At 60.6% G+C, this 22702-nt stretch carries 24 protein-coding genes and 1 pseudogene; 15 read left to right on the plus strand and 10 right to left on the minus strand.

Annotated elements, in window-relative coordinates:
* The first annotated feature begins 57 nt into the window (after window positions 1-57).
* The 6 genes from KW835_RS20545 (at window position 58) to KW835_RS20570 (ending at window position 7411) form a co-directional block, all read left to right on the plus strand.
* A complete protein-coding gene (locus tag KW835_RS20545; protein WP_218385879.1) occupies window positions 58-1071 on the plus strand; it encodes a nucleotidyltransferase in 1014 nt (337 codons plus the stop codon).
* Complete coding sequence (locus KW835_RS20550) at window positions 1068-2807, plus strand: ThiF family adenylyltransferase (protein ID WP_218385884.1); 1740 nt, start codon at window positions 1068-1070, stop codon at window positions 2805-2807. Before KW835_RS20545 ends, KW835_RS20550 begins: the two co-directional genes overlap by 4 nt.
* The gene (locus KW835_RS20555) at window positions 2804-3319 is read left to right on the plus strand and encodes a Mov34/MPN/PAD-1 family protein (RefSeq protein ID WP_218385886.1); all 516 of its coding nucleotides are present in this window, start codon (window positions 2804-2806) and stop codon (window positions 3317-3319) included. Before KW835_RS20550 ends, KW835_RS20555 begins: the two co-directional genes overlap by 4 nt.
* A complete protein-coding gene (locus KW835_RS20560) occupies window positions 3316-4848 on the plus strand; it encodes a nucleotidyltransferase (RefSeq protein WP_218385888.1) in 1533 nt (510 codons plus the stop codon). The genes KW835_RS20555 and KW835_RS20560 overlap by 4 nt, the downstream gene beginning before the upstream one ends.
* 9 nt (window positions 4849-4857) lie before the next feature.
* On the plus strand, window positions 4858-5958 hold the full coding sequence (locus KW835_RS20565; protein ID WP_218385890.1) for an SAVED domain-containing protein: 1101 nt from the start codon (window positions 4858-4860) through the stop codon (window positions 5956-5958).
* A 259-nt stretch (window positions 5959-6217) separates the two neighbouring features.
* Window positions 6218-7411: a hypothetical protein gene (locus KW835_RS20570; RefSeq protein ID WP_255593726.1), complete on the plus strand. Its 1194-nt coding sequence runs from the start codon at window positions 6218-6220 to the stop codon at window positions 7409-7411.
* Window positions 7412-7447: 36 nt separating this feature from the next.
* Here KW835_RS20570 and KW835_RS20575 read toward each other — a convergent pair whose 3' ends face one another.
* From KW835_RS20575 to KW835_RS20590, 4 genes and pseudogenes are all read right to left on the minus strand, one after another.
* Window positions 7448-7900, minus strand: coding sequence for a helix-turn-helix domain-containing protein (locus tag KW835_RS20575; protein WP_218385898.1), 453 nt, complete (start codon window positions 7898-7900; stop codon window positions 7448-7450).
* 149 nt (window positions 7901-8049) lie between these two features.
* Complete coding sequence (locus KW835_RS20580) at window positions 8050-8361, minus strand: HU family DNA-binding protein (RefSeq protein WP_056057356.1); 312 nt, start codon at window positions 8359-8361, stop codon at window positions 8050-8052.
* A gap of 70 nt (window positions 8362-8431) precedes the next feature.
* Window positions 8432-8973, minus strand: a pseudogene (locus KW835_RS20585) (DNA/RNA non-specific endonuclease); the annotation flags it as partial.
* Window positions 8915-9646, minus strand: a complete 732-nt coding sequence (locus KW835_RS20590; RefSeq protein WP_255593727.1) for a DUF72 domain-containing protein — start codon at window positions 9644-9646, stop codon at window positions 8915-8917. The gene KW835_RS20590 and the pseudogene KW835_RS20585, both read right to left, overlap by 59 nt.
* An 89-nt stretch (window positions 9647-9735) precedes the next feature.
* Between KW835_RS20590 and KW835_RS20595 the strand changes: the two genes are divergently transcribed.
* The 4 genes from KW835_RS20595 to KW835_RS20610 all read left to right on the plus strand — a co-directional run bounded on the left by KW835_RS20595 (window position 9736) and on the right by KW835_RS20610 (window position 11231).
* Window positions 9736-10044, plus strand: coding sequence for a hypothetical protein (locus KW835_RS20595; RefSeq protein WP_218386029.1), 309 nt, complete (start codon window positions 9736-9738; stop codon window positions 10042-10044).
* Between the two features lie 26 nt (window positions 10045-10070).
* Window positions 10071-10292 (plus strand): hypothetical protein, encoded by a 222-nt coding sequence (locus tag KW835_RS20600; protein WP_218385900.1) that lies wholly within the window; start codon window positions 10071-10073, stop codon window positions 10290-10292.
* A gap of 63 nt (window positions 10293-10355) precedes the next feature.
* Window positions 10356-10727: a hypothetical protein gene (locus KW835_RS20605; RefSeq protein WP_255593729.1), complete on the plus strand. Its 372-nt coding sequence runs from the start codon at window positions 10356-10358 to the stop codon at window positions 10725-10727.
* Between the two features lie 30 nt (window positions 10728-10757).
* Window positions 10758-11231: an antitoxin gene (locus KW835_RS20610; protein WP_218385901.1), complete on the plus strand. Its 474-nt coding sequence runs from the start codon at window positions 10758-10760 to the stop codon at window positions 11229-11231.
* A gap of 347 nt (window positions 11232-11578) precedes the next feature.
* Here the strand turns inward: KW835_RS20610 and KW835_RS27170 are convergent, their stop codons facing one another.
* From KW835_RS27170 to KW835_RS20630, 5 genes are all read right to left on the minus strand, one after another.
* The gene (locus KW835_RS27170; RefSeq protein ID WP_339385455.1) at window positions 11579-11869 is read right to left on the minus strand and encodes a YkgJ family cysteine cluster protein; all 291 of its coding nucleotides are present in this window, start codon (window positions 11867-11869) and stop codon (window positions 11579-11581) included.
* Window positions 11870-11877: 8 nt separating this feature from the next.
* Complete coding sequence (locus tag KW835_RS20615) at window positions 11878-13512, minus strand: hypothetical protein (RefSeq protein WP_218385903.1); 1635 nt, start codon at window positions 13510-13512, stop codon at window positions 11878-11880.
* Window positions 13513-13586: 74 nt separating this feature from the next.
* Window positions 13587-14687, minus strand: a complete 1101-nt coding sequence (locus KW835_RS27055) for a chemotaxis protein (RefSeq protein WP_218385905.1) — start codon at window positions 14685-14687, stop codon at window positions 13587-13589.
* A gap of 55 nt (window positions 14688-14742) precedes the next feature.
* Entirely contained in the window at window positions 14743-15036 is a 294-nt protein-coding gene (locus tag KW835_RS20625; protein WP_218385907.1) for a hypothetical protein, read from the minus strand.
* Between the two features lie 22 nt (window positions 15037-15058).
* Window positions 15059-15988 carry a YafY family protein gene (locus KW835_RS20630; RefSeq protein ID WP_218385909.1) on the minus strand — a complete coding sequence of 310 codons (930 nt, stop codon included), beginning with the start codon at window positions 15986-15988 and terminating at the stop codon, window positions 15059-15061.
* A 631-nt stretch (window positions 15989-16619) separates the two neighbouring features.
* On the opposite strand from KW835_RS20630, the gene KW835_RS20635 reads away from it, so the two are divergent.
* The 5 genes from KW835_RS20635 to KW835_RS20655 all read left to right on the plus strand — a co-directional run bounded on the left by KW835_RS20635 (window position 16620) and on the right by KW835_RS20655 (window position 21868).
* Complete coding sequence (locus KW835_RS20635) at window positions 16620-17618, plus strand: YafY family protein (RefSeq protein ID WP_218385911.1); 999 nt, start codon at window positions 16620-16622, stop codon at window positions 17616-17618.
* A gap of 35 nt (window positions 17619-17653) precedes the next feature.
* A complete protein-coding gene (locus tag KW835_RS20640) occupies window positions 17654-18991 on the plus strand; it encodes a PD-(D/E)XK nuclease family protein (RefSeq protein ID WP_218385913.1) in 1338 nt (445 codons plus the stop codon).
* A 38-nt stretch (window positions 18992-19029) separates the two neighbouring features.
* Entirely contained in the window at window positions 19030-19239 is a 210-nt protein-coding gene (locus KW835_RS20645) for a hypothetical protein (RefSeq protein ID WP_218385915.1), read from the plus strand.
* Between the two features lie 34 nt (window positions 19240-19273).
* Window positions 19274-21031: a DUF2779 domain-containing protein gene (locus KW835_RS26935; protein WP_255593735.1), complete on the plus strand. Its 1758-nt coding sequence runs from the start codon at window positions 19274-19276 to the stop codon at window positions 21029-21031.
* 354 nt (window positions 21032-21385) lie between these two features.
* The gene (locus tag KW835_RS20655; protein WP_218385917.1) at window positions 21386-21868 is read left to right on the plus strand and encodes a DUF488 domain-containing protein; all 483 of its coding nucleotides are present in this window, start codon (window positions 21386-21388) and stop codon (window positions 21866-21868) included.
* Here the strand turns inward: KW835_RS20655 and KW835_RS20660 are convergent.
* Window positions 21825-22649, minus strand: a complete 825-nt coding sequence (locus KW835_RS20660; protein WP_339385456.1) for a hypothetical protein — start codon at window positions 22647-22649, stop codon at window positions 21825-21827. The genes KW835_RS20655 and KW835_RS20660 overlap by 44 nt on opposite strands.
* Between the last annotated feature and the right edge of the window lie 53 nt (window positions 22650-22702).

Here is a 22702-nt window from a genome sequence, read left to right on the forward strand (position 1 = left end):
GGTCTCGGACTCCTCGCGGCGGTCGTGGCCTGGCTCTTTGATGACAGGGACAAGAAGATGCCTGCAGTGCAAAAGCAGTTCGAGGACTTCCACAAGGCCATCTGCTTCGATGAAGACGACGAGAAGGCCGCCTTGCGCGAAAAGCGCGACATCATCATCAAGGCGTTGGGGGACAACCTCGGCGACGACGTGCCGACCTTCACCAACTTCAACCAGGGCAGCTACTCCATGCACACCGGCGTGGTACCCCTGGACGGCAACTTCGACATCGATGTCGGCCTCATCTTCGACTGCAACCAGGACAAGTACCCCGACCCGGTCGTGCTCAAGAAGAAGGTGCGCGACGCGATAAACACGAACTTCCGCACGGTCGAGATTCGCCGGCCTTGCGTGACCGTCAACTACATCAGCGGCGGTAAAACGGCCTATCACGTTGACCTGGCTGTCTACAGCCAGGATGCGAGCGGGACGCTCTACCTCGCCAAGGGCAAGGAAAACTCCGCCGAGGAGCACCGCATCTGGGAGGCGTCTGACCCGAAGGGCCTGACCAAACTTGTGTGCAGCGCGTTCGAGGACTCGGAAGAGCAAGCGCAGTACCGCCGTTGCATCCGCTACCTGAAGCGCTGGCGCCATTGGCAGTTCTCGGGCCCTGGCGCGCCGCTCAGCATCGCTCTGACCGTGGCGGCGCTAAAGTGGTTCAAGCCGAACTTCAACACGTCTGGCAAACCCGTCGACCTGCTGGCGATGCTCGACTGGGTGCAGGCGATGCTCGACAACTTCGTTAGCGAGTACCGCGAGGACGGCGGGTGGCACATGCGGCTCAGTGTGCCGCTGCCGGTCCAGCCGTACACCGACCTGATGTCCAAGCGCACCGCTGCCCAGATGAAGGACTTCAAGGAGCGGCTCGAATCACTACGCGACGCTCTGCAGAAGGCCTACGACGAAGAGCTGCCTGAGGATGCCTGCAAGGTTCTGAAGAAGCAGTTCGGCGACGACTTCAAGGTGCCTGAGAAGGCTGAGACGGCCAAGATGGTCGCGCCCGCTGTCATCAGCACCGGCAACTCCGCTTGACTGACAAGGTCTCCGCCGAGGTTGGCGGCCCCGTGAAGGTCGATGCCGCGTTCGACGCGGTGAAGTCCGCCTGTTCCATACGCTGCATTGAAGTCGTGCGGATGGAGGAACCGAGGCCAACCATCCTTGCCGTTGAGCTTACGGGCGCGACGCGCAAGTGGCACCTCTACATCGACTGCGACGAGGCGCGGCTGCGCCTCCCGTGGGTCGCGACGCAGCCGCCGACCTCACCGCTCGCGCACGTCAGCTATTCGGGAGCCGTGTGCATCGACGATGGCCAGGGTCTGTCGCTGGACCCGAGCCGCCCCGTCGAAATCGTGGCACACGCCGCGCTGAAGGCCTACGACCTGCTCGAGAAGTCAGCGGTCGATGCAGCTTCCGGTTACGTAGAGTTCTTCAATGAACTCGAAGGGTACTGGCTACACCTGCCTGGTTCGCTGCGCTCTCGCGCCTACTTCGAGGTGGACGGGAAGTCGCGGATGGTCAAGGGGTTCGTCAACTCCAGGCTGAAGACGCCGAACTGGTACTTCGTTGAACCTGATGCCGACCAGCCCTGGGACGTCCGGCAGGAGAAGCTTGCCGGACAACGGGCACTGTACGTGCATCTTGGCGCGCTGGAGCTGCCCCCTGCAAAGCCCGACAAGCTGACGCCGGCCTTCATCGAGGCGGTTCACCAACGGCTGACGCTTGAGCAGTTGAAGCTCTGGGACCAGCTCCTCGGTCCGTCGAAGAATTCACCCAAGACGCTGGTGCTCCTGGTCTCGGTGCCGCGCCAAGCCGGCGGCCTCTCGCTTGTCGCAGCGGTGTTCGGCGCCCGTGCTGGAGGCATTGATAAGAGTGCGCCCGTCACACCGCTGACCATGCGCCGGCATGCGCCCCATTACATGCGCGAGCGCGGCGGCGCCTCGCTGGAGCTGTTCGGGAAGCATGTTGCCGTGCTCGGAGCAGGCGCCGTCGGCTGCGTTGTCGTCGATACATTGGCCGCGGCTGGCGTCGGAAAGCTCACGGTGGTCGACTACGACGAGTACTCGGCGGACAACGTCTTCCGCCACCTGCTCGAGCCGCTCTACATCGATACCCCGAAGCCCTTCGGACTCAACTTCGCGTTGGAACGGCGGTACCCCGGCCTACGCATTACCCCGGTCACTTCGACCGCGCAGGAGTGGTGGAAGACTGCCGACCTCCGCCACTACGACGGAATCGTATTCGCGTTTGGTGCCCCCTCGGTGGAGCGTTCGTTCTCGCGAGTGCTCAAGGGCCGGCAGCACGACATCCCGGTGGTCTTCACGTGGCTCGAGGCCATGGACCTCGGTGGTCATTCTGTGCTGATGTGGACCAAGGGTGAGGGTTGCCTCGACTGCGCCTATCGGGATGACGAGGGTCTGCCCTCTCAAGCGTCTCGTACTTCGTTCCTCGAGCCGAACCAGCCGGTTACTCGCAATTTAACGGGGTGCGCCGGGGCGTTCGTTCCGTTCGGGCCCATCCAGGCGCGCAAGACAGGCCTCTTGGCGGCCGAGCACCTGCTTTCGGTAATGACCTCAGTGGCTGCGGGAGACGAGGCGCCCAAGCCCTCCTATCGTTTTTGGGCTGGTGATGGAACGGCGGCCACCGAGCACGGTTTGCGGACTGCGCCGTGGTTCCAGACAGCCCGGACGACGTCATTCGAGGAAGCCACTCGCATGGTGTTCGGTCGGCCTTGCCGTCACTGCCGCACGCCGAAGGACCCATCGGCGTGAAGCTGGTCTATCGCGTTACGCCCAGTCAGCGGCTCATCATCGTCGAGCATGCAATCAAGCAGATGCAGGCGTTCGCACAACGCCGGTGGTGGGATAGAGAAGCCGGCGGCGTACTCATGGGACGGCACCTCCTGGACTCGCATGACGTCGTTGTCGATGAGGTCTCAACGCCCCAGAACACTGACCGCCGCGGTCGATGCAACTTTTTCCGGTCGTACGAGCACGAGCAGGTGGCTCATCAGCGGTGGCTACACGAGCACAGCACATCCGCTTACCTCGGCCTCTGGCATACCCACCCTGAGCGCGACCCCACGCCATCAAGCGTGGACCATCGCGACTGGGAGAACGCCGTAGCGAACGACGCGTACGAAGGCAGCCGACTCTTCTTTCCGATTGTCGGAACGGAGTGCATCAGGGTTTGGACCAAGACACGTCGCGGCACCATCAAGGAGCTCGTTGAAGTTCGACGCGTGGATGGGCAGCCAGCTGGCCGGGGAGAAGCACAAGAATGACATTTGCCACTACTGCGGCATCCGCCGCGTACCTTGAGCGCGTTGCAACTGAACTCGACGTGCCGCCGGGTCGCTATGAAGAGGCGACAAGGCGCTACAAGTCGGTTGGCGAGTGGCTCGGTCGCGAGGAATCCACCTTGAAGGACCTCTCTCCAGAAGTCTACGTTCAGGGGTCATTTCGGTTGGGAACCCCAATCCGGCCGGTCAACGAGGATGAGCACTACGACCTTGACCTCGTATGCGAGCTTGATGCTTCGAAGTCGAACGTGACTCAGCAGGAGTTGAAGCGCCTGCTCGGCCGCGAGATGCAGCTCTACGCCAAGCATCACGGAATGAAGGATGTGACCGAGAGCAGGCGCTGCTGGACGCTCGACTACGCCGAGGGCGCGCAGTTCCACTTGGACGCGCTCCCGGCGATTCCAGACGCTGGCCGCAAGCGCGCGCAACTAGAGGCCCGTAGCCTTAGCACGACTTGGGTCGAGACCGCCATCGCTATCACGGATGTCGACCATCCCTTGTACGAGGTTCATTGCGACGATTGGCCTCATAGCAATCCGAAGGGCTACACGAACTGGTTTCGCAGCCGCATGAAGGAGGCCTTCGAACGACAACGTGCGGCTATGGCGCTAGAGGCGAAGGCAAACGTCGAGGATGTCCCTTCGTATCGGGTCAAGACGCCGCTGCAGCAAGCGGTCCAAATCCTCAAGCGCCACCGTGACATCCGGTTCGCCAAGGACCCGGACAACAAACCCATCTCTATCATCATCACCACGCTGGCCGGGCTCTCTTACGGTGGAGAGTCGAACGTTGCGTATGCCCTACAGGCAATCCTGGCAGGCATGGACTCTCACATCGAGACCCGAGGTGGAGTTACGTGGATTCCGAATCCGACCGACCCCGAGGAGAACTTTGCCGATAGATGGGCGACGCACCCTCAGCGCAAGCAAGGGTTCTTCGAGTGGCTAAAGGTAGCCCGCGACGACTTCTTGCGCATCGGGACTCTCGCGAACCGTGAACTTCTGGTTGAACAAGCTGCCCCGGTCATTGGTGACCGCGTGGCGCGCGCTGCGTCTTCTGCACCCAGTCGGCCTGCTCGAACCAGCGCGTCCTTGTTCCAACGTGCCGCATTGGTGTTCCTGGCCACCCACAAGAAGCCGGCCCCCTGGCAGCACGTTCGAGGCGGCACCGTCACCATTGTCGAAGCCATCGTCTCTCGGAGCGGCTTCCGAACGAGGCGCTTCTACCACGATGGCACGCCTCTGACAAAGGGTGCGTCTCTGTTGTTTAAGGCAGTCACCGATGTGCCTTGGCCGTATGACGTTTATTGGCAGGTGGTGAACACCGGGCCCGAGGCTGCTGCTGTACGGGGCGGGCTTCGAGGCGGGTTTGATGCTGGCAACGTTGACCGAGGTTCGATCATGAGACAGGAAAGTACCTCCTACAGCGGAACGCACACGATTGAGTGCTTCATCGTTAAGAACGGGTACCTTGTCGCTCGAAGCGGTGCCTTCGTCGTCAACATTGCTTGAGCAAGCCACATGACCAACTTCATACAGACCGTTGTCCTCCGCCTACTCGATTGGGTCACCAGGCCGCGAACGGTAGGCTTAAGGCTCGTTGTCACTGGAGGGGCGCTTCTCGCGGCTCCGTTTTCACTGGATTGGCTCGGGCAGCTCGACCTCTTTGACGGGAAACACTGGCTCTCCATAAAGGCTGCGACCGGGTCTAGCCTTCCGCAGTGGATGGCCCCGACCGCTTACGCGGTTGGTTGTCTCTTAGTCGCCGCTGGACTTGTCCTGCTCTACGTCGACCACAAGCGCACGTCGCGGAAGGTGGCAATCGTTATCGAACTCAGGGGGCTTCACTCAAGTCCAGACACCCCCGCGAAGGACACAGACCTCCGCCTGCCTGGCCAGCGCCTTCCGCTCCTGATGGACTTCCGCCCTCAGAGCGAGACAGAGCTGGTGAACCCTTCGCTTGCCCTGCAGAAAGTGACCAGCCTTAAGAGCTTGCTCCAGACTCATGCCGATGGTCGGGACCCTAGTGACGTGGCGGTAGCCGTTGGCGGATTGGCAGCAGTGCCCGCGCTGTTCCTTGCGGGGATGTTGCTCGATGACGAATCCGCAGTCACGCTTTATGACTGGCACCGAGACGGCAAGCGCTGGCGACTCATTGATGGCCCTGACGATGGCAAACGCCTGATGCCCGTGGACTACAGCTCGCTATCGACTGGAGCCACCGAGGCCGTGCTTGCGGTCTCGCTTTCGTACGCAGTGAGCCTGTCGGCGGTCAAGGCCTCGTTCCCGACGCTCGAAGTGGTGGAGTTGCGAGCTGAGGAAGTCGTGGCGGACAAGTACTGGTCAAGCGAGAAGCAGCAAGCCGTTGTTGCTGCGTTTCGAACTGCTATACAGGAGCTCCTGCACCGAGGCGTGCATCGAATTCATCTCGTACTCGCTGCCCCGGCTAGCCTGTCCCTACGGCTGGGAATGTCCTATGACCGGCGGCTTATGCCTGAACTGCTGGTGTATCAGTACGAGAGGACCTGCACGCCTCCATATCCGTGGGCATTCGCCATGCCAACTCATGGCAAGCCAGACGCGATCCTAGTCGTGACGACGAAGGCGGCAGCGGCTAGCTAACCGCTGCGGGAAGGCCCCTCATGGCCTGCCCGCTTGGACTTCTCGACCGGTCGCTTGGAGTTCAGCGGTTGCTGGTGGCAAGCGCGTTCGAAGGGCTGGTCCCAGAGACTGCCGACATTCGGCAGTCGAGGCGAGTGACTCTCACCAGCCTGAAGCAGTCGGGGCTCCTGACGCACCCTGTGATCACCATATTTCCGTGCACACTTTTTAGTTGCCTAAAACCGACTTCCATCTAGAGTGCGTCCGTAGGAGAAGACATATGCAGGCCGCAAACGACAAGACAGCAGTTCATAGACATAAGTCTTCGTATTCAATGCGCTCTGTTGCGCGTCATTTGGCGGTCGCTGCGGTTGCTCTGACTCTTTCAACTGCCGCCATGGCCTTCCAGATCGCCCCCATGGGCTCCGCCTTCAAATCCAAGATGACCAACGAAACAGAAAACTCTTTGGCCACGGTGGCTGGAAGACTGGGCGTTCTGATCAAGGGCCGCGTCCATGAAGAGATCACCCAGATTGGCATGGGTTGTCCGGTAGAGCCAGGCACCCTGGCTCAAGACGTCAGCTGCAGCTCCCGGGATCTGCCCTTTGCCACGCCCTATGTCATCTACGGTGTGCGTTGGAACGATCTACCCCCGTTCAAGCTTTCATCCGATGAGGGCAACTGCACCTACCTGGGCAAGTCCTGCAACGTTTCCCAGACCATACGGTTCTCCACGCAGCCGCTTTGTTGGTACTGCCTCTTCAAGGATGCAGAGAAGAAAGCACAGACCCAGCCGATCGTTGGGTGCAGCAAGACTAAGGGTAGTCTTCACGGCAATGTGATGACCCGCTCGCACTTCGGCGACTTGCAGTTCCTGCATGCCATGGCCAGTGAAGAAGGAGTACACCCAGGCGCAACCCGCGCCAAAGTGCTGGACTGGCTGGAGTTCGCCTGGAAAGTGTCCTCGCGCGAAATCAAGCCCGACACCTTTCTTCGAGACATCGACAACGCCACCTTGAGAGAGCACTTTGGATGCACACAGTGGCGGGTCTCGGACCTCTACATCTTGGGGCGTCAAGACAAACTACTTCCGTACCTGCACCACGTGGCATTCGGCTCGGTGCTCCACACGGTCCAGGACTCGTTCGCCGGAGCCCATGCCTCGCGTGAGAGCTCACAGCCAAGCGGCATGTGTCAGGGCACTGACCTTACGCAGCCCAGGCGGATCGTGGAGTTCCACACCTATGGCGCTCAAGACGGAAGCCTGCACGACGAACAAGACAGCCGAGAAGCTATGACGCGCGTAAGCGCTGCAGACCGTTGGCCAGATGCGGTAGAGGCGACGCGCAATCTGTCGCGCTTCTATGAAGACCGCGCCCGTTGGAGCGAAGTCCAGCCTTACATGCAGTGCCTATTCGAACTGGCGGACGAGCGCAATGACTCATCACCGGGAGAGCCCTACCGTCGCCGTTGAGTGCGTGGTGGGGCAGCCCAGCTCACCTTTCACTGCTTACTGTGGATCGAGCAGTGCCAACGCCTTGCGCTTGCCCAGTTTGAGCACTTCAGCAATGCGCTCCAGTTGCGCTGCGCGGGGGTGAACGTGGCCTGTCTCCCACTTATAGACGGACAGTGAGGAAGCACCCAGCAGTTGAGCCATCTGCTTCTGTGTGATGCCAAGTACCGCGCGTTTCTCGATCAACACCCGAGCATCAAACTGGATCTGCTTTGACTTCTTGGGAATGACCTCTTCAGTCACGGTCTTGGCTTTGGGCGCATCCGTTGCTTTGACCTGGCGTTGAGTGGCCTTGAGCTGGGACGTCAGGGCCTTGACCTCACGCTTGAGTGCCGCGATCTCCGAGCGATGGCTGGTGATCAACTTGCGCATATCCTGAAGTTCGGGCTTGAGCTCCTTGCGCGCCATGCGAACAACTTCAGCGCGAAAGGCATTAGAAAACGTATTCATAGGCCCAATGGTAACTTTGGCCGCTTATGGCGTACTTATGGACTGGTGCACAGCCGGTGTCGTACATCTTCTACGTTCCTCAAAAACAAAACCGCCAGAGGCCTGAGCCCATGGCGGTTTTGCTTTGGTGGTACCCGATTTGGTCGGACTTACTTCCCAGCCTTGTCCGCCTTGCGCTTCGCAGCCTTGGGATCCACCACGGCCTTGAACTTGGCCCCCGCCACAAACTTGGGCACCGTGCTCGCTGGAATCTTCAGGGCAGCACCGGTCGATGGGTTCTTGCCCGTGCGCGCTGCACGTTTGGCCGACTTGAAGGTCCCAAAACCCACCAGCTGCACGGCATCACCCTTCTTGACGGCCGTCTGGATGGTGTCGATCAGCGTTTCCAACACTGCATTGGCTGCGGTCTTGGACAGGTCATTCTTGGAAGCCAGGATTTCAACGAGTTCTGCGCGGTTCATGGATGCTCACGAGTAGAGGTTGGAAAGGACCGATTTATACCCCCGCCGCTGACATGGCCCTTGCTGCCACTCAATGCTGCAGTGCACTTCTTGGCAAAAACTCCACGCCTGTGCGTTTCACTAGCTCCTGGTAACTGATCGGCCGACCCACCGTCTCCCCCTCGCGGTTCTCCTGCCAGTGCGCCCAGGCCTTGTTGGTCGTGGCGTCGTACACCAGCTTGTACAGATAGGTCGGCACCTTCACTCCGTTGGCCCCAATGCGGGGCCCCGCATCCGTGAACACCGGTCCGGTGATCAGAAACACATCCCCCTTGGCCCGCTTCACGTAGTGCCGCGTGTCCTGCTCGATCTTGTTCCAGGCACCCCGTTGTGCTGGGCGTTTTGGGGGACCATGTTCGCCAAACTGAAGCTCTGGGCCATGGAATTGGGGGTGGCCATATCTCCCGCCGGCGCCATGTGGCCTCGGGAGTAACCTGAGTTCTTGTAGTCCTCCAGCTCCGCCCGCTCCCCGCTGGGCAAACGTGCATCCGCAAAGAAGCGCTTGGCCTGCTTCTCATCGGCATCCTCGATGAGCTTGCGGTTCAGCCGCTGAGCCACAAACACCGGTGGTCTCCCAGATCGCCGGAACACTGTGCGCTGAGCCTTGCGGGCCATCCACGATGGTGTGGACCAGGCCCAGGCTCCTGAGTAGGCCCAAGGTGTCTGCCGTCACCGCATCGTTCTCCCACCAGCTCGGATGCCGGAACTCGATGCTCAAGGTGTGACCCAGCAGATGCTCCACGCAGTGCTCGATGTGGGCCATGGCAGCCGGGTGGCGCACCACCTTCGGTGAGAACTGGAAGTGCACCAGGCCCAGCTTGCCGTTGACCTGCAATGGCACCAGGCAGGCCACAAAGCGTTTCCAGAGCTCCTCCCTAAACTCCGCTGCCAAGTCTTTGTAGACCATGCGCCGTCCAGGCCCCAATGCCTCCTTGATGTCGTTGGGCAAAACGTCTGTGCTGGTCCGTTGCCCGGTGAACAGACTGAAGGCCTTCACGTTGAACACAAACCCGGGCGGGGTGCGTTCTGCCCAGTGCTGGGCGGTAGCGACCGCAGGGATGGCGTAGTAGCTGGTGTCCACCTCCACCAGGTTGAACTGCGAGGCGTAAAAGCGCAGCCGCGCTTCAGGTGTCTTGGCGGTGGGCGGATAGAACTTGCCGCAGTCGAGCAGGGTCTTGTCCGACCAGGAGGCGGTCCCGACCAAGGGATTGAAGCCGGAAACATGGGGGGAGAAAGAGTGCTCCATGGGGAGGCCTCCTTGGGTTCATCCTACATGCGCATTTGTGCCAAAAGCTGTATATTCATCCAGTATTCAACCACATGAGCAGCAGCACCATGCAAGTCATCGAATCCACCTATGTCGTCACCCTGCGCGACTACCCCGAAGAGATCCCCGCCAAGGAGCGGATTGCCGCAGAAACCCGGTATGCCCAAGCCCTGGAAAAGCAGCTCGGAGGCCCCGAACAGGTGGCCGCCGCGCTGGACACCATGCACAGCTTGGAAGAGTCTCCTCCCGAGGTGGTGTCGCTTGGCGATCTCACCTTGCTCAAGGCCTGGGGCAAGGCCAGTGCAGCGGCCAAGCAGGCGGGGTTCCGGGATTTGGGCGAAGGGGACGGGGCCTACTTTGAAGTGCGGCTGGTGTGAGGGTGGAGATCCACTGAGGACACGCCATGCTGATCAACGCGCCCTGGAACTACCCGACGTTGATGCGCACACCACCGGGCGGAGCCGGTGGTGTGTTCCCTACGGAGACCGTGCTGCCGCTGGAGGCTGAGGCGTATGCGGTCACGCAGGAGGATGAGATCTGGCGGGTGACGGTGAAGCACTCGGGTGAAATGCTGTATGCGGGATCGGGCCCTGTGGTGCTGGTGGAGTCGCCTGCGCCGTTTTGAAGCAATTTGATTGCACCGCACCGGCTACCGGTTGTATGGTGCAACAGCCAGCAAGGAGTCGATATGTCGATAGACCGTGCCAACTATCCCGGGGTGCCGGAAGACTTTCCGGTGACCGCCGTACCTTCTGCCGTTGCGGGTGCTCAGCCCAAGATGAACCTGGTTGAGGAAGGTGGGAAGTTCTATGCCCCTGGCGCCTCGCCAGGCGAGGTCATGGCGGCCTTCCAGATGTGTGACGATCTGGTCTCGCAGATGGTCGCGTACTGCCAGAGAAAACTTGCCACCTACGAAGGCAACCAAGAGGCGACAGTGAAGGCTGCGTTGAAGGGCCTGCTGGCCAAGCGGTGGTGCACTGATGCGCAGTGCGTGTGGATCATGCGCAGGGTGGTGGATGAGCTGCAGTGGACCGTGGGTGATGACGCTTGGGCAACCTGATGCCCTGAACTGGCTATTGATCGGATCGTCATGACCAACCCATCTTCCGATAGTCGCTACGTTGCGCCGGGCTTGCGCGGGTTGACGGTCAACGACGCGGGTCCGCAACGAGAGTGGTCCAGGGCTACGGACCTGGCGATGGGCCGCTATCTCCTGCGCAGATATCGGTGCTTCAGGCAGTTGCCGATGAGGATCTGCAGAAGGGGGCAGTTGTTCGCAGAAGCAGTCTTTTTCCTGGAGGATGACATGCCGAAAAAGCACTCTACCAACCCTTTGCTGACAGGCCGCATCGGCTGGAGCAATGGTTCCCAGACGGTAGGCCTGCCGCCCGGATTCAGGTTTGCCGATTCCGTCCGTGAGGTATTCATCCGCCGCGATGGCGAGAGGCTGGTGTTGATCCCGCGTCCGACCGACTGGTCTAGCTTCTTTGCTTCGGGTGTGAAGACCTCAGCCGACTTCATGGCGTTGCGCGAGCGCTTGCCGATTCAGGAACGTGTGGTTTGACGTCCAGCCTGTTGAGCCCGAGGTAGTGCGCGGATTCACGACTCCTTGTCGTTCATGCGTCCGTATGAACCGCTTCCGGTGATGGGCGCGGAGCTGTCTGGTTTGCAGCGATTGCGGCCCCAAGGGGGGCGGATTCGTATGACCGGATGCGCGCGGCCTGCGGTCATTCAGTGCGCGCTCCCTTATTGGCGGTGCCGGATATCTCGCAGGGCCCTGAGCAGGTGGCAGGTATCGGTATTCACTATTAAGTTTCAAGTTGGCGTGATGGACGCGGGACATGAACTCAAGGTTGAAGAAGCGGGTGGTCGGGGCGCGGTAGGCGCCGCAGTTTCCAACCGGAGGTGGGCTCATAGGCCGGCCGCTTCATGCAACTGCGCCAATTGCCGACAGGCCCGGATGTTGATCGCCACGAACTCAGCCCAGGTGCACTGGGTGTGAAATCGCAGTACATACTGCCGGTCTACCCGACAAATGTCGGGCCGCGACGCATAGATGGTGCAAAGCCGGCCGGCCGCGTCGAAATGCCTGCAACTGCCGTTGCCACCGTCCAGGAATGCGGTCTCAGGCGAACGATGCACCTGCTCGCAACATAGCCCGCACCCGTTGCATGGAAATGGGAGGCTCTTGGCGTCCGACATGGCTTCGCTCACGTTTTGGAGATTGACGCCAGCCACTGGCGCGTGCTGGCCGGCTTGCCCATGTCGAATGGCAACTCAATGCCGCGCGTTTGAAGCTCCGCCTTTAACAAGCTCCCGCGCTCGAGTTCCGTCGTGCAACGGGACAGCGCTTCCACAAAGGCCTCCAGTTCGACCGGATCGAGGTTGAACTCAAGGCGGGCCAGTTCGCCCAGGTAGCGGTCCAGTTCGGCATTGACCGCCTGAAATTTCAATACGACGCCGTTGTGCGGCATCAGACCCTGCGCGAAGTCCCAAACCCTGTGGGCCACGGAGCTGTGGAGAATGAAATAGTTCAACCCGAGCGTGAAGACCCCAGTCACAAGCGCGCCGCAGAACGCGGCCAACTCGCCACCAAACGGAAATTGACAGATGGCCGCCAGTTCGGCATACACGATGGCCCCGAGCACGGTGGCTACGCCCGTATTGAGCACCATCACGACGGCCTTACACAGTTCGACGAACGGCAGTTGCTCCGGGTTGAACGCCAGAAGCTTTATGGCCTTGACCAGTTGTCCCCACATTTCCCGCAGGATCTTGATCACGCCCTTGCTCGTGGTTGCGAAGATGTTGAACAAGGTGGTCATGACACTGGAAAGAATGCCCGCGAACATGCCTTCCCGGAAGGTGGTGAGGAAGTCCTGGAAACGCGACTGCAGACGCGTCCAGATGTTGCGCATCGTCCGCTTGATCCGCGCTAGAAAGGCGGGAAAGCGGAAGTCGCCGCGCACCCTCACTATGATGTGCGGAAGACTGCTGCGCAGCTCGAACCAGAACTCGGCCGCCAGCATGCCCAACATCTGCCGCGTTCCCATCCGCCAGCCGGCCGAACTCGCCGCCAAAGCGCTCGCACCGAGGAATTTGCTGCTGGTGTAGTAGCTCTGGTTGACCTCGGCATCGTAGGCCTTACGAGCCGCCGCGTCCTTGGTCAACATCGCCTCGGTGTCGATGGATTTCAGGGCGTCGACTTTCTGTTGGTTCTTGCGGATGCGGTCCTCAATCTCACGTGCCCGGTGGGCCTGCTCGGGGGTGTCGCGCGGCATGGCAGCCAGCCGAGCGGCGTCCTTGGCCAAGCCGGCCTCGTGCGATGCGATCAGGTCCGGAAGCCTTCTGACGTATTCGGCAGTGGGTGTCTGCTTTTTCGACTTGTTGATACTTTCATGCGTGGTCTGCAGGTTGCTGCCTTGGTTCGCCAGCGCCACGCCATCGAGTTCGGTCAGCACGCGACCGGCGTCGTTGTGGACCTCGCTGGCTGAAATCACATGGTCAAGGTTGCGCTGCTCGTGCGCCGCCATCGTGGTCGACCGGTAGGCGTCATGGAGCTTGCCCTGCTGCTGGAGGCCTTTATCGCGCGCACCGGTAGCCTGATAGTTCTCGTGCTGATGGTACGCTGCGGCGTGGTCGGCATAGGTGCCACGCTGATCGTAACGATGCTTCTCTTGGTCGGTGGCCCACACGTTCTGGCGTACGTTATGAAGGGTGTTGACGTCCCCTCCGAGCTTGTCCTTGAAAAGCAAAAAGTCCAGGCCGAAACTAGTCACTAGGCTGTTCACCACGGTCTTTTCCAGTTCGTCGGCCCAAGGGTAGTTGGCGGCGGTTGCTTGCATGATGTCGATGGCGGGTTTGCGTTCGCAGAGAGTGAAGGAGGGGCGAAGCGCCCCTCCTCTGAAGCGTTGCAACGTCAGGCAACGGCGTATCTATCGGCGTCGTCTCGTGCTTTGGCGATGGCGCCGTCCAGGCCTGCGTCGTTCAGGATCATGGAACCGTCTGCATCCTTCTCCATCTGCGGAACGCCGTCGGCATCGCGGACCACTTCGCCATTTTTTTCCTGGACCTTGAAGATCGGCGTAGTGATGAGGTCAGTTAGCAAGGCCGCCAGGGCATAGCCGTTCTCTATCGCGTGAATAATGTCGTCACCATGCTTGGCCAGTTCGGCGTCAACGTCGACGCTGCGCCCTTTCAGGTCTTCTACAAAGGTGTTGATGTTCTTCAGATTGTCGAAGTACTGGTTGAACTGGCCAAAGATGGCCGTCAGCGTGCGCTTGATTCTGCGCGCGTAGTCCTCGACGTCGCCCAGCATCTTGCCGGCCTTAGCCAGCTTGGCGGTCGCACTGTCGACTTCGCGGTCGGCACGGCGGGCGTTCTTCAGCGCTTCTTCGCCGTGGCTGTCATATGCCCAGCCAGCGATGGCCAGTACCGGGGCTGCTACGGCAGCACCGAGAATGGCCGTGCCACCGGCAATGCCAAGGCCCCCAGTCGCGAGCGAGCCGCCGCCGATGGCAGCCAGCGTGGCGTTGGTGGCAGCAACACCCGCCAGCGATGAAATCGCGGTTCCGGTGGACGCCGCGCCCAACGCCATGACACCACCGTACACCGCGAACCCAGCGGCCGCACCCGCGGCGCCAGCGCCGACCGCACTACCCAGCACGCCGATGGCAGAGTAGCTGTAGTTTTCGACTCGCTGCAAGGTTTGCCGTGGCACATTGATGGTCAGGTCCTTGCGGCCATCCTGCCGGAGTTTGTCTAACAAGGAGTCAGCGAGCGTTTTGAAGTCTCCAAAGCTCTCGCCGATGCTCAGCTCTAGCGTGCCTAGGCTGGCCAGTGCCGTATGAGTGTCCCTTTCCTGGTCGTCGAATTCGGTCTTCTTTCGGTCATAGCGGTTCTGTGCGCTTCTGACGATTTCATCAGCTTCGGAGTGCTTCTGGTAGCCGTCGTAGCCTTTTTTGGCGCCGTAGGCCCCAGCGGCGAGAACCGCAGCGCCGATGATGAATGGAATTGGCATGTGATTTATTCCTGAGGGTGGTGGAAGAAAGAGGGTGGGAAGGTTTGCGGCGAGTTCAGGTAGCCGATGCTGCTCGCTGCATCAGCTGGTGCTTCAGCGCTTCGAATTCACGATGAGTCAATGCACCGCACTGCTGGAGTTCGAACAACCTGTCGAGATCGACGATACATTGCCCGAGGGAATCGTCCGCCGCCCTGCGGCCGGCAGTCTGCACAATAGGGCAGGCCGCGCCAGTGGGGCCCGTACTGCCCCGCGAAAACAACCGCAAAACTGCGCTCACGCCCAGTGAGATGCCGTAGAGCGCACAGAAGATCAGGAAGAGGCAGATCGAGAAAAGAATGAATGGCATGTTCGACTCCTGGTGGGCGCGCTCAGTGGCCGGTCTCGGGCGAATCCCAGAGCTCCAGAGCCTGTTTCAGTTCGGAGACCAGATGCTCGTGCCACGGCGTCGGCTGCACGATGCGAACATGAGGCAGCCAGTAGCGCACCATAGGGAGCAACTGCTGCGGGTGGCTGATCTGGGAGGTGACGGTTAGCGTGCCACCAGCGTCCATGCAATGTCGCTGCTTGGGCAGGAGTGCGCGGCGGGTGAAGTAGTGGGCCACGACAGGCGCGACCCGCAGGATCACTTCGACGGTGTCGGGCGCGAACCAGACATCATCTTTGCCGTCGATGTAATCGTGGTGCTCGGGCTTAGGAGTAAAGCGGGATCTGTCGTCGACCGCCAATCCCGTGACCAGCGCCACGCTGAAAATCTTGAGCCTTTCGCCTTCGGTAGCGGCCAAGTACCAGATGCCTTGTTTGTGGACTAGACGATAGGGCTGCACCCGCCGGACCTTGCCTTTGTATTCGAAGCGGCATTCAAGGCAGTTTTCGATCGCAGCTTCGAGGCTAGCGAAGTTGGGCGCCGTGGCCCCCAGGTCCTCGTTGGCCGCAAGCTGGACCTGCATCGTCCGGCGATTGCCCGGTTTTTCGAGTCGCTGCAGAAGATACGGCAGGCTGCTGTCAGGGAACAGGTATTGCGTACCGCTCAGGCGAGCATATTCGTTCAGGAGCCGCGCCGGGATCGCGCCACGCGCCGCGTGCATCAACTGCCAGCGGCCCTGCGCGTTGCGCTCCACGATGCCATCCAGGCGCTCAGCCAAATCGCGTTCGATGGTCCGTACATCAACCTGGAATCTTTCGGCCAGCAGGTGCTTGTCAAGATGATCGCCTTGATGCAGCAGGGCTAGGATGCCGGAGAGGCGTTGGGCCAGTTTTTCGCCTTTTGAACTCGCCTTGCGTACGGAAAATTCGGTCATCCTGGGAAGGTTTATGTTGAAAGTGAACCGACTTTAGACAACTATTGCGACAGGTTGTGTCGCAATGGTCTCAGCTCCCCGAATTTCGCCCTCCCGACTTGATTTCGCAAATTCGCGGCGTTCAACGTAATCCAAAGTAACGGTATGTGAGTCTGTCGAAGATTGTGCCGCTGTTTCCTCGATTTAGTGACTTTCATTTGAAGCCACATTCAGAGCCTCTCTGCATACGGATCGAGCTTGCTCGGGCTCACCCGGCATATCGTCGGTGCCCTATCGACCGGCTAAATCGCGAAGTGAAGCGTCAACTGCATTTACTGCCCGAAGCGCAAAAAAAAAGTGCAGGACCTGCTGCACCACAACCGCGGCATCTGACCCAGCGCACCAAGGAACAGAACAAGCTATATCCCTTGCACGCGCCCAAGGTTGAGGATGCGTGGCTCCGCAGGTCACACCATAGGTGGCGCCAACAGCGAACATGGGTGGCCGACCGCTTCTAGCCGATAGAACTCATTTGTACGCGGAAGACGTATGTCAGCAACCAGCCTGAACCAGTCAACGAGTGCACTCGATGTTCACCGCGACACATTCTGTCGCACGTGACTTTATAGTGAGCCCTCCACCAAGCTCATATATGCCATCCAGCGCCAGCCGCCACACGATCGCCCGCCAATGGGAACTGCTCCAACGTCTGCCATCTGCAGGCGCTGGAGTCACAGCAGCCGAATTGTGCGCGGATCTTGGTGTCCGCGGATTTCCCGTCAGCAAGCGACAGGTGGAACGGGACCTGAGGGATCTCGCAGAGATTTTCCCCCTGGAGCGCAATGACATCAGCACCCCCTTTGGGTGGCGCTGGGCATCTGGCGCCCATATCGGCTTTCCCGGCATGGACGTCGCACAGGCGTTGTCCCTGAAGCTGGTCCAGGCAACGGTCCGGCCGCTGTTGCCCGCATCCTTGCTGCAAGGCATTGACCAGAGCTTTGCGCAGGCCGATAGGAAACTGGCGGACCTAGGCCGCACCAACGCGCTATGCCGGTGGCAGGACAAGGTCCGTCACCTGCCGGCGCAACTCACGTTGTTGGCCCCCGCCATCGATACGGTGGTGGTGCAAGCCGTGCATGAAGCGCTGCTGGCAGACGAGCAACTCGACATTGGGTACCGGTCCATGGAGGCGCAAGCGGCTTCTGCCTTGCGGCTACACCCTTTGGCGCTGATCCAACGCGGGCCCCTGTCCTTTCTCGCGGCCACGGCATGGGAGTACGCAGACGTTCGAATCTATGCACTGCACCGCATGTCCCATGCGCAAAGAACCCATGAGCCGACGATGCCGCCTCAGGATTTTCAGGTGGATGCATGGCTGGCAAGTGGAGCAGCGCAGTTTGGCGGGCAGAAGTCCATCCAACTCCGCGCGAAGGTTTCCAGCGCGCTGGAGCGCATCCTGACCGAAACCCCATTGGCACCAGGCCAGCGCATCCGCAACGGACTGCTCCACGTAGCGCTGTTCGACAGCTGGGAGTTGCGCTGGTGGATCCTCTCGCAGGGTGAGAGGATCGAAGTGCTCCACCCCAAGTCGCTGCGTCGCGACATCGCTGCAACCCTCAGCAATGCCGCAGCGCAGTACGCAAATACCTGATACCTCCAGCAACCACACACTTTCGAAGACGACCCATGGCGCCGGATACCTCGCCCATCGACCAAGCGCAGCAGTTCACACGAATGCGCTCCCTGCTAATGCATCCGTTGATTCGTGACGATCTCAGCAAGCGCAGGGCATTGCGCTGCCTCACCGCCGCGCGCCACAACGTGTTCGATGCCCTGGGGCTGGGGCGCAAAGAAAACTACCACTCCCGATTCATGGGCTACTTGCTGGATCCCACGGAGCGGCATGACCAGGGTGCGGTGTTTCTCTGCAGTTTCCTGGACTGGTTGCGCGAGCACCATGGCTTGCCTTCCTCCACCGCCAAAGGGTGGACGGCTGGCCAGGTACAGGGAACGCTGGCGCCCAAAGCTCTCGTCACGGCGGAAAAAGACACGGGAGGGAGTGGGCGCATTGACCTGGTGCTGGAGCTCAGTGATGGAACCACCATTGCGATCGAGAACAAGGTCGATGCCCAAGAGCAGGAGGACCAGTTGGGGCGTTACTGGCATTGGCTGCGCTCTCTCGGCAAAAGGGCCGACCAGCTGATGCTGGTTTTTCTGACGCCCGATGGCAGGGCCGGCACGACGGCAGGCGCGCGAGACCACATCGTGCGCATGTCCTACGGACAGCTGGCGGAAGTGCTGGAGCGCGGCATGGCGCGTTGCCCTGAAACCGCGCACGCACTCATCGCCACCACCCGCCAATACATCCAACTGTGCCAAAGGATCGCGCAAGGAGACCCACAAATGAGCCCACCCAACCCTGAGATCGTGACGTTTCTACAAGACACCAGGAACCTTGAGGTGGCACTGGACCTGCAGGAACACCTCAACCGCTACGTGCTGGAAGACATCAAGCGGGTATTTCGAGGCCAGGTGATGGTGGCACTGCAAACCAAACTGGCCCTAACGCCAGCCGCCGACACCTGGGTCGCAGGCTCCCGAAAGGGTGATGACGCAGTCATAGGGCTCCTGCCCAAGACAAGCGTCCCCAGCTACCCTGGCTACAGCTGCGTCGTGGAGCTGCGCTTTGCCATGTGGAAGAACTATGTGGGATGGTACAGACCTGCCTGGCTCAGGACCCAGGATGGAGGGAGAACGACGGCAGAGGTCGAAGCGAAGATGCAAGGCAATGCCTTGGGTACGACCGAAGGCTGGTGGGTGGTCTGGAAGCACCTCAACGACTTCGCTTGGGCCAAGTCCTTGCAGGAATGGACTCCCGAGAACATTCTGGAAATCCATAGAGACAACCAGAGCGAATCGCACGAGCTCGCCAACCGCCTGTCGGACCTCATTTGGTCTTACTTCGAGCCCTACCACAAGGAGATGGAGACGCTGCCGGATTTCTCCGTGCCTGCAGGTTCCTAGCCCTCCCCCTGCAGCCTTGAAGCGATCTGGAGTCCCCGATGTCCCCGACATACACCGCGAAGATTGATCACCAGGCCGTCAAGGTCTTCGACGTCCGCACTGGCAGCCTGAAGCGCACCATCGGGTGCAGCGGCTACAAGGGAGCGCAGGCGGCCAACGTCGCGGGAGATGTGGTTTCCGTGGCCTGCGGGGACGGTCGTGTGCGCGTGTATGACATCCGGACGGGGTCGCTCAAGCGCACGTTGTGAGGCGTACAAAGCTCCATCCCATTCCCTTCTGACAATGACCACATACGGCCTGTCCAAATCCCGCATTGCCACCTGGAGGCAGTGCCCCAAGAAGCTGTGGTTGCAGATACATCGGCCTGAGTTGTTGCAGGTGTCCGAAGAAGCGGACCGCGGCCATCAGATCGGCTACGAGGTTGGTGATGTGGCCCGATCGCTGTTCCCCCATGGGGTGCTGGTCGACGGCGAGCAAGGCCTGTCATCGGCTTTGAGCGCCACTCAGGAAGCCATGCGCCTGCATCCGCAGCATCCCATTTACGAGGCCACCTTCCAGCACGATGGTGTGCTGGTACGCACAGATATCTTGACGCCCTCGCCCGGGGGCTATCGAATGATCGAGGTGAAGTCTTCGACTGCCGTCAAGCCGAGCCATGTGGAGGACTGCGCGCTGCAGGCCTGGGTGCTCCAGCGTTGCGGCGTACCGCTGAGCTCCGTGGAACTGGCCCACATCGATACCGACTTCGTTTACCAGGGCGACGGGGACTATCGGGGATTGTTGCATTCCGAGCCCTTGGATGCAGCTCTCGCACCTTTGCTGGAGCAAGTGGCGACGTGGGTTGCTCATTCGCGATCGGCATTGGCAGGGTCTGAGCCGGATGTGGCCATGGGAGCCCAGTGCAATGACCCTGTGGAATGCCCCTTCCAGCCATACTGCGGCGCCCGCACGGCCTCCCCTGAGGCTCCGGAGTTTTCACTGGACGTCTTTCCCCGCATGCGCTCAACGCTCAAGGACGAGTTGCGGGCACAGGGAATTTCCGATGCGTTGCAGGTTCCTGCGGAGCATCTCAACGATGTGCAGCTGCGGGTGCAGCAGTGCAGCCGCACAGGCCAGGTATGGCTCACGGATGCCGCAGCCCTGGTGCTGGAAGCCCTGCCTTACCCTCGCTACTACCTGGACTTCGAGACCGTCAAGCTGGCTGTGCCGCGCTGGGCCCACACCAGCCCGCATCGCACACAGGTTCCGTTTCAGTGGTCCTGCCACGTGGAAGAGGAGACAGGCGCGCTTCGGCATGCCATGTTCCTCGATGTCTCGGGAGATGACCCGCGCCGGGGCTTCGCGGAGAGCCTGTTGGAGGCGGTGGGCGATCACGGCCCTGTACTGGTCTACTTCCAAGGGTTTGAGAAGAGCCGGATTGCAGAGCTCGCGGCGCTGTTCCCCGATCTGGCGGAGGCCTTGGAGGCAATCAACGACCGGGTCATCGATCTCCTGCCCTTGACCCGCGAGAGCTACTACCACCCCAAAATGCATGGCTCGTGGTCCATCAAAGCCGTTCTGCCCACCATCGCTCCAGACCTGGACTATGGGCAGGTCGCGGTGAGCAACGGTACGGCTGCGCAGACAGCCTATTGCGAAATAGTGCACCCCGAAACGCCCGATGCCAGACGCCAGCTACTGACACAAGGGCTACGCGAGTACTGCACGCTCGATACGTTGGCCATGGTTCGGCTGGCAGAGTTTCTGCACAACACTACGTCATGGCGCTACTTCTTGCCAGAACTCGGCGCAGAGCTGACGGGCCTGATCTTTGACGGCATTCGAACACCGCAGGCCGATTCACTGCTGCCTACCGCGGCAGAACTGCTGCGCCGCCGATGCGGCACGGCAAAGAACCGCGTGGTTCCTGACCCGGTTGCTTGGCTGCAGCGCAAGCTGAAGATCGGATACTCCCCGGCTCTATCACTGGTCCAGACGCTGGAATATATTGGCATACTGTCCGCTCTGGAGCATCGGCTTGAAAGCCGCCGGGCAACTTGATCTGCCCTCGCCAGCCGGGGCAGATCAACCAGGTTGCTACAAGCGCTCCGCGTCCAATACCCGCCTCTACGTTATTTGGTCGACGCTGGAAAGCGTCTGCCCAGTGTGCGAAGTCATCACAGCCACGGCAAATATCCTGAGTTGTCTCAACGTCGACTTTGCAGCGATTCCTGCCGGTCAGTAGGGCGGCGGCAACCGACCGTTCTCGGCTAAGGAGCGGGCGTTGACGAATGACTGCTTCCCGACAGTCGCGGCTCTACCGCGAAATCGTGTACTGCTGCCGACCTAGTCAAAGCTTGCGTGAGACAATTGTCCCGCACCATTCTTCGGTGATGCTCCAACCCTCGACTACCAGTGACCACTCCCGCGCTTTTCACCTTCGGCTACGAAGGTTTGACTATCGACGGGTTCATCTCCCGTCTGAAGGACGCGCGCGTGAACCTAATCGTGGACGTGCGCGAGCTGCCGCTCTCACGCAAAAAGGGGTTCTCGAAAAGCGCATTCCGCGATCATCTGGCCGCGGCAGGCATCGGTTATGAGCATCGGCCCGCCCTGGGTTGCCCCAAGCCCGTGCGCGACAAATACCGTGAAAACGGCGACTGGGCTGACTACACCCGTGGTTTTCTGGCCCATCTGGATACCGTGAAAACCGAGGTGCGGAACTTGGCCGCCACAGCCCGCGACAACCGGGCATGCCTAGTCTGTTTCGAGGCTGATTTTTCTGCCTGCCACCGCTCCTACGTGGCTCGCGCCGTGCGAGGTGCTGGTGGCCCGGCAGTGCACCACCTTACGGCTAAAACAGTGTTTGCTGACGCACCAGCATCTCTGGCAGCTTAGGCGGGTACAGCACGCTCACGATCAACCACTGCCCCGGAAAACGGTGTATGGTCCCTAAGAGGAGCATTACATCCAGCTCGCTGAACTGGGTGACAAACTTGTGGCGCATCGCCTCCTGCCAGTCAGCGCGGCGGTGCACGTTCCAATAGAGGGCTCCGGCTTCCCAGTCCACCAGCTTGTGCTTGAACGGCTTCATGCCCTCCGGGGTCTGGCATTCGTAGCGGTAATGGAAGTCGTAAGGGAGTTTCTTGAGCGTCTTGAGAGAGCGCTGGTCCTCCACCGCGTCGAACAGGCTGCCCTGCTGCTGCTCCTGCAACAGCTTGGCCAGTTCATCCTCGGTCCAGTCTGGAGACTCCACAGCCTTGATGTCCAACCCCAGCAAGCGGCTCGGCCGCACCAGCCCCAGGGTGGTCCCGCTCGCCTGACGTGAAGCCTCCAGTGCATCGAACGAATCAAACACCGTTACGCCCTTGATCGCCTCGCGGCGGGTGATCCAGTGGTCGCGTGTGGGAAGCGGATCGCCCTCCACCTCGATCGTGTCCACCGAAACGCGGTGACTCTCGGGCCGGGCATCGTCCTGTGCGCGACGAACCCGGGCTGTGATCCACTGCCACTTCTTGAACTGCTGGTCGTCCTCGACCAGCCGGAATGGCACAGGAAACAGCCGGATCAAGCGCCCGTCGTCGGTCATCCCAGCGACGCAGGAGGTTTCAACATACCGAGCGCTGGGCGAAGGGTAGGTCTTGCACAGAATCAGCATGCGTTGGTGGTCTGATGCCACGTGAGTTCCTCCCTGAAAAGACTGCGTCAAAGCAGCCAATTGACCAGCACATC

The sequence above is a fragment of the Acidovorax sp. sic0104 genome (assembly GCF_019219095.1).
Lineage (GTDB): Bacteria > Pseudomonadota > Gammaproteobacteria > Burkholderiales > Burkholderiaceae_C > Acidovorax.

Bases quoted from the DNA above. Each gene is read 5' to 3' on its own strand.
- KW835_RS20625 (WP_218385907.1), bottom strand. From the start codon at position 15,036: ATGCCATTCATTCTTTTCTCGATCTGCCTCTTCCTGATCTTCTGTGCG.
- KW835_RS20615 (WP_218385903.1), bottom strand. From the start codon at position 13,512: ATGCAAGCAACCGCCGCCAACTACCCTTGGGCCGACGAACTGGAAAAG.
- KW835_RS20575 (WP_218385898.1), bottom strand. From the start codon at position 7,900: ATGAATACGTTTTCTAATGCCTTTCGCGCTGAAGTTGTTCGCATGGCG.
- KW835_RS27170 (WP_339385455.1), bottom strand. From the start codon at position 11,869: ATGTCGGACGCCAAGAGCCTCCCATTTCCATGCAACGGGTGCGGGCTA.
- KW835_RS20635 (WP_218385911.1), top strand. From the start codon at position 16,620: ATGCCATCCAGCGCCAGCCGCCACACGATCGCCCGCCAATGGGAACTG.
- KW835_RS20630 (WP_218385909.1), bottom strand. From the start codon at position 15,988: ATGACCGAATTTTCCGTACGCAAGGCGAGTTCAAAAGGCGAAAAACTG.
- KW835_RS20595 (WP_218386029.1), top strand. From the start codon at position 9,736: ATGCAAGTCATCGAATCCACCTATGTCGTCACCCTGCGCGACTACCCC.
- KW835_RS20640 (WP_218385913.1), top strand. From the start codon at position 17,654: ATGGCGCCGGATACCTCGCCCATCGACCAAGCGCAGCAGTTCACACGA.
- KW835_RS20570 (WP_255593726.1), top strand. From the start codon at position 6,218: ATGCAGGCCGCAAACGACAAGACAGCAGTTCATAGACATAAGTCTTCG.
- KW835_RS20600 (WP_218385900.1), top strand. From the start codon at position 10,071: ATGCTGATCAACGCGCCCTGGAACTACCCGACGTTGATGCGCACACCA.
- KW835_RS20590 (WP_255593727.1), bottom strand. From the start codon at position 9,646: ATGGAGCACTCTTTCTCCCCCCATGTTTCCGGCTTCAATCCCTTGGTC.
- KW835_RS20610 (WP_218385901.1), top strand. From the start codon at position 10,758: ATGACCAACCCATCTTCCGATAGTCGCTACGTTGCGCCGGGCTTGCGC.
- KW835_RS20605 (WP_255593729.1), top strand. From the start codon at position 10,356: ATGTCGATAGACCGTGCCAACTATCCCGGGGTGCCGGAAGACTTTCCG.
- KW835_RS20545 (WP_218385879.1), top strand. From the start codon at position 58: ATGCCTGCAGTGCAAAAGCAGTTCGAGGACTTCCACAAGGCCATCTGC.
- KW835_RS20580 (WP_056057356.1), bottom strand. From the start codon at position 8,361: ATGAACCGCGCAGAACTCGTTGAAATCCTGGCTTCCAAGAATGACCTG.
- KW835_RS26935 (WP_255593735.1), top strand. From the start codon at position 19,274: ATGACCACATACGGCCTGTCCAAATCCCGCATTGCCACCTGGAGGCAG.
- KW835_RS20560 (WP_218385888.1), top strand. From the start codon at position 3,316: ATGACATTTGCCACTACTGCGGCATCCGCCGCGTACCTTGAGCGCGTT.
- KW835_RS27055 (WP_218385905.1), bottom strand. From the start codon at position 14,687: ATGCCAATTCCATTCATCATCGGCGCTGCGGTTCTCGCCGCTGGGGCC.
- KW835_RS20645 (WP_218385915.1), top strand. From the start codon at position 19,030: ATGTCCCCGACATACACCGCGAAGATTGATCACCAGGCCGTCAAGGTC.
- KW835_RS20565 (WP_218385890.1), top strand. From the start codon at position 4,858: ATGACCAACTTCATACAGACCGTTGTCCTCCGCCTACTCGATTGGGTC.